This is a genomic window from uncultured Gemella sp. (genome assembly GCF_963519265.1).
GTDB lineage: Bacteria > Bacillota > Bacilli > Staphylococcales > Gemellaceae > Gemella.
This window is the reverse complement of the sequence record NZ_CAUQNQ010000139.1, coordinates 1-2,959: the sequence shown is the minus strand read 5'-3', so window position 1 is coordinate 2,959 and position 2,959 is coordinate 1. Positions and strand designations below refer to the sequence as shown.

5 protein-coding genes are annotated in these 2,959 nt (G+C 31.9%); 1 reads left to right on the top strand and 4 read right to left on the bottom strand.

Features of this window, described 5'->3' with window-relative positions:
- Positions 1-45 precede the first annotated feature (45 nt).
- Positions 46-297: a DUF5592 family protein gene (locus tag RWN11_RS08310; protein ID WP_399536247.1), complete on the top strand. Its 252-nt coding sequence runs from the start codon at positions 46-48 to the stop codon at positions 295-297.
- Positions 298-450: 153 nt separating this feature from the next.
- Here RWN11_RS08310 and RWN11_RS08080 read toward each other — a convergent pair whose 3' ends face one another.
- From RWN11_RS08080 to rpsF, 4 genes are all read right to left on the bottom strand, one after another.
- Positions 451-1,668 carry an HD domain-containing protein gene (locus RWN11_RS08080; protein ID WP_314161224.1) on the bottom strand — a complete coding sequence of 406 codons (1,218 nt, stop codon included), beginning with the start codon at positions 1,666-1,668 and terminating at the stop codon, positions 451-453.
- A gap of 108 nt (positions 1,669-1,776) precedes the next feature.
- The gene (rpsR, locus tag RWN11_RS08075) at positions 1,777-2,025 is read right to left on the bottom strand and encodes a 30S ribosomal protein S18 (protein ID WP_003144201.1); all 249 of its coding nucleotides are present in this window, start codon (positions 2,023-2,025) and stop codon (positions 1,777-1,779) included.
- A 23-nt stretch (positions 2,026-2,048) separates the two neighbouring features.
- On the bottom strand, positions 2,049-2,621 hold the full coding sequence (locus tag RWN11_RS08070) for a single-stranded DNA-binding protein (RefSeq protein ID WP_314161223.1): 573 nt from the start codon (positions 2,619-2,621) through the stop codon (positions 2,049-2,051).
- 13 nt (positions 2,622-2,634) lie between these two features.
- Complete coding sequence (gene rpsF, locus RWN11_RS08065) at positions 2,635-2,922, bottom strand: 30S ribosomal protein S6 (RefSeq protein WP_003144346.1); 288 nt, start codon at positions 2,920-2,922, stop codon at positions 2,635-2,637.
- Positions 2,923-2,959 lie beyond the last annotated feature (37 nt).

The window sequence follows — 2,959 nt, the reverse complement described above, 5'->3', positions numbered from 1 at the left end:
CCTTCTAATCTATTATCAAGTGCAGACAATGCCCCACTTCCTGAAATATATTCACTTACCCCTGGTCTCGCTACATTTGCTAATTCAAACATTTTACATCTCTCCTTTGTTGTTAAAATTTATATTTTTTATTGTGTAATTATGATTATAACATTTCCGAAAACTAAAATCAATAGTAAGTTAAAAATATTTTATTTTCTGACAATTGCTATAAATTCCCAAAGAAAAGCTCCCTTATTTTATACCGGAAGTTACCTTGGAAATATTTTTTTGTTATTTCCTTTTTTCCTAGCTTAACTTCCACTTTGATTTTTTACTGGAACTTACTTTGAGAATTTACCTTTCTAATAATTCTAACAAGAAGCACCTTAAACTTTCATCTATATAATAAGAAAATCAAGGTAATTGATGCAGTAAGTCTTACCGCACTCAATTACCTTGATCTTTAGGTTATCTCGGGAAAAATATAGTCCCCTCTTTCTTAGTCTGCCCTTTAGTTATAGATTCCACTATAGTACTAGCTTTTTCTAAGGCTACTATATCACCATTTAGTTTTTCAATTAATATCTTTCTACCTTTATATGGACTATAAACACTTGCTTCTACATTCTCAATCCTTAAATAATAACGCTCATCCAAGTTATTTTCCGTAAGCATATTTTTTATTTGAGCTAAATTTTCATCATTATAATCCACATACTCAAATAAGTTTCTGTTTTGCAATCTTCTTGCTAAATCAGCAGCAATTTTATCCTCTTTGTCTTGAATAAGAGCACAACAATATAATAGTGAATTTTCATCCAATTTAAAATATTCATCTACACTCACTTCAGATTTTTCTAAAAATGGCACCAACACCTTCATATCTTCAAAATAGTCTTTATTCCCTTTGAAAATATCCTTCAACCTATTAAATAGTTGAATGAATACCGCCTCATAACTTCTAGCTACAGGATGATAATAAACTTGCCAGTACATTTGATATCTTGCCATAATATAGTCTTCTACACTATGAATACCAGTGTATTTAACGACAATTACCTTTCTTCCCTCAGCTGTTTTTCTTACGCGCATTGTACGTAATATTCTTTCAAGATCAAACTGTCCATAACTCGTCGCTGTAAAATAAGAATCACGTAATAAATAATCCATTCTATCGGCATCTAGTTGACCTGAAACAATCTGATTAAGTATATCATTTTCATGAGTATGTTGAATAATAGAGACTATATCTTGTGGTAACTTTTCTGAAACATCTCTTAAAATAGCATTAAGTTCTGTATTCCCTAATATTATTTTTGCTGTATATTCTTCGTGACTATGATTAGTAATATTCTCAAATGCATGAGAAAACGGACCATGCCCCACATCATGCAGAAGTCCCGCAAGCATCACACAAACTTTCTCATATTCAGTTAATTCAACGCAAAGCGACTTAACTTCAGTAACCATTCTTCTAACAATCTCATAAACTCCTAGAGAATGAGAAAATCTAGAATGTTCAGCTGTTGGATATACTTGAAAATCTCCCCCTAATTGTCTTATACGACGTAATCTTTGAAACTCCTTACTATCCAGACAATTCCAAATTACTTCATAGTGAATATGAATATAACTATGAACTGGATCTTTTAACACTTTAGTTTCGTCTAATTTTTTTAATTCCATCACTTCTTTCCCCCTACTATAATCGATATTTTTTACTATATTTTACCTATTATTATATCAAAGCATAAAAAAAAGACAAGCCTAAGCTCATCTTTTTCACTCTTATTCTTATTTTTCGTCTACTACGTATGGTAAAAGTGCCATGTGTCTAGCTCTTTTAATTGCTGTAGTTAACATTCTTTGGTACTTAGCTGAAGTACCTGTTACACGACGTGGTAAGATTTTTCCACGTTCAGAAATGAATTTTTTAAGTAATTCTACATCTTTGTAGTCGATAAATTCTACGTTATTTTTAGTGAAATAACATACTTTTTTACGACGACGCATGTTGTTACGACGATTGTTAGTTACTGCCATTGTGCATGTCCTCCTATGTAATTTTAGTCTTCTTTAAACGGATTTACTACATCCTGCATGAAGTCATCATCTAGATTACTTGGGAAGTTTTCCCCAAAATCAGAGAATGATGAACTGTCATTAATAAAATCTTGCATAGCTGAATTAGCTTGTCCAAAGTTTTGATTAGTATTGTTATTATAATAATTTTGATTATTGTTATTATACGCTGGTTGTGATTGAGGTTGATTAAAACTCATTGAGTCAAAACCATTGTTTTGTCTACTATGTGAGCTATTTTTAGATTCAAGGAATTGAACACTATCTGCTACTACTTCAGTAACATACACTGTGTTTCCATCTTTACCTTGATAATTTCTAGTCTGTATTCTACCTTCAACAGAAATCAGACTTCCACGTCCTAAGAAACGTGCCATATTTTCTGCTTGCTTTCTAAAAGTTACACAGTTAATAAAGTCTGCTTGTCTTTGACCATTTTGGTCAGTGAATGTTCTGTTTACAGCTACTGAGAAATAAAGCATTGGAATATTCGAATTAGAATATCTCAATTCTGGATCTTTAGTTAATCTACCTACTAATACTACACGATTTACCATAGTATTTCACCCCTTATTTTTCTAATCTTACTACCATGTGACGGATAATGTCATCGCTAATTTTTGCTAAACGATCGAATTCTTTTGTAGACGCATCTGTTGCTGAAGTTAATTCTACTACATAGTAGTAAGCATCACTGAAGTCTTCGATTTCATAAGCAAGGCGTTTTTTACCTAAATCTTTAACTTCTACTGCTTCTGCACCTTCTGAAAGAATATTTACGAATCTATCAACCACAGCTTTTTTAGCTTCTTCATCGATACGTGGTTGAACAGCAAACATTACTTCATATTTTCTCATGTGTGTGTTACCTCCTTTTGGTCTTTGCGACTCTCTA

Bases quoted from the DNA above. Each gene is read 5' to 3' on its own strand.
- RWN11_RS08080 (WP_314161224.1), bottom strand. From the start codon at position 1,668: ATGGAATTAAAAAAATTAGACGAAACTAAAGTGTTAAAAGATCCAGTT.
- rpsR (WP_003144201.1), bottom strand. From the start codon at position 2,025: ATGGCAGTAACTAACAATCGTCGTAACAACATGCGTCGTCGTAAAAAA.
- RWN11_RS08070 (WP_314161223.1), bottom strand. From the start codon at position 2,621: ATGGTAAATCGTGTAGTATTAGTAGGTAGATTAACTAAAGATCCAGAA.
- rpsF (WP_003144346.1), bottom strand. From the start codon at position 2,922: ATGAGAAAATATGAAGTAATGTTTGCTGTTCAACCACGTATCGATGAA.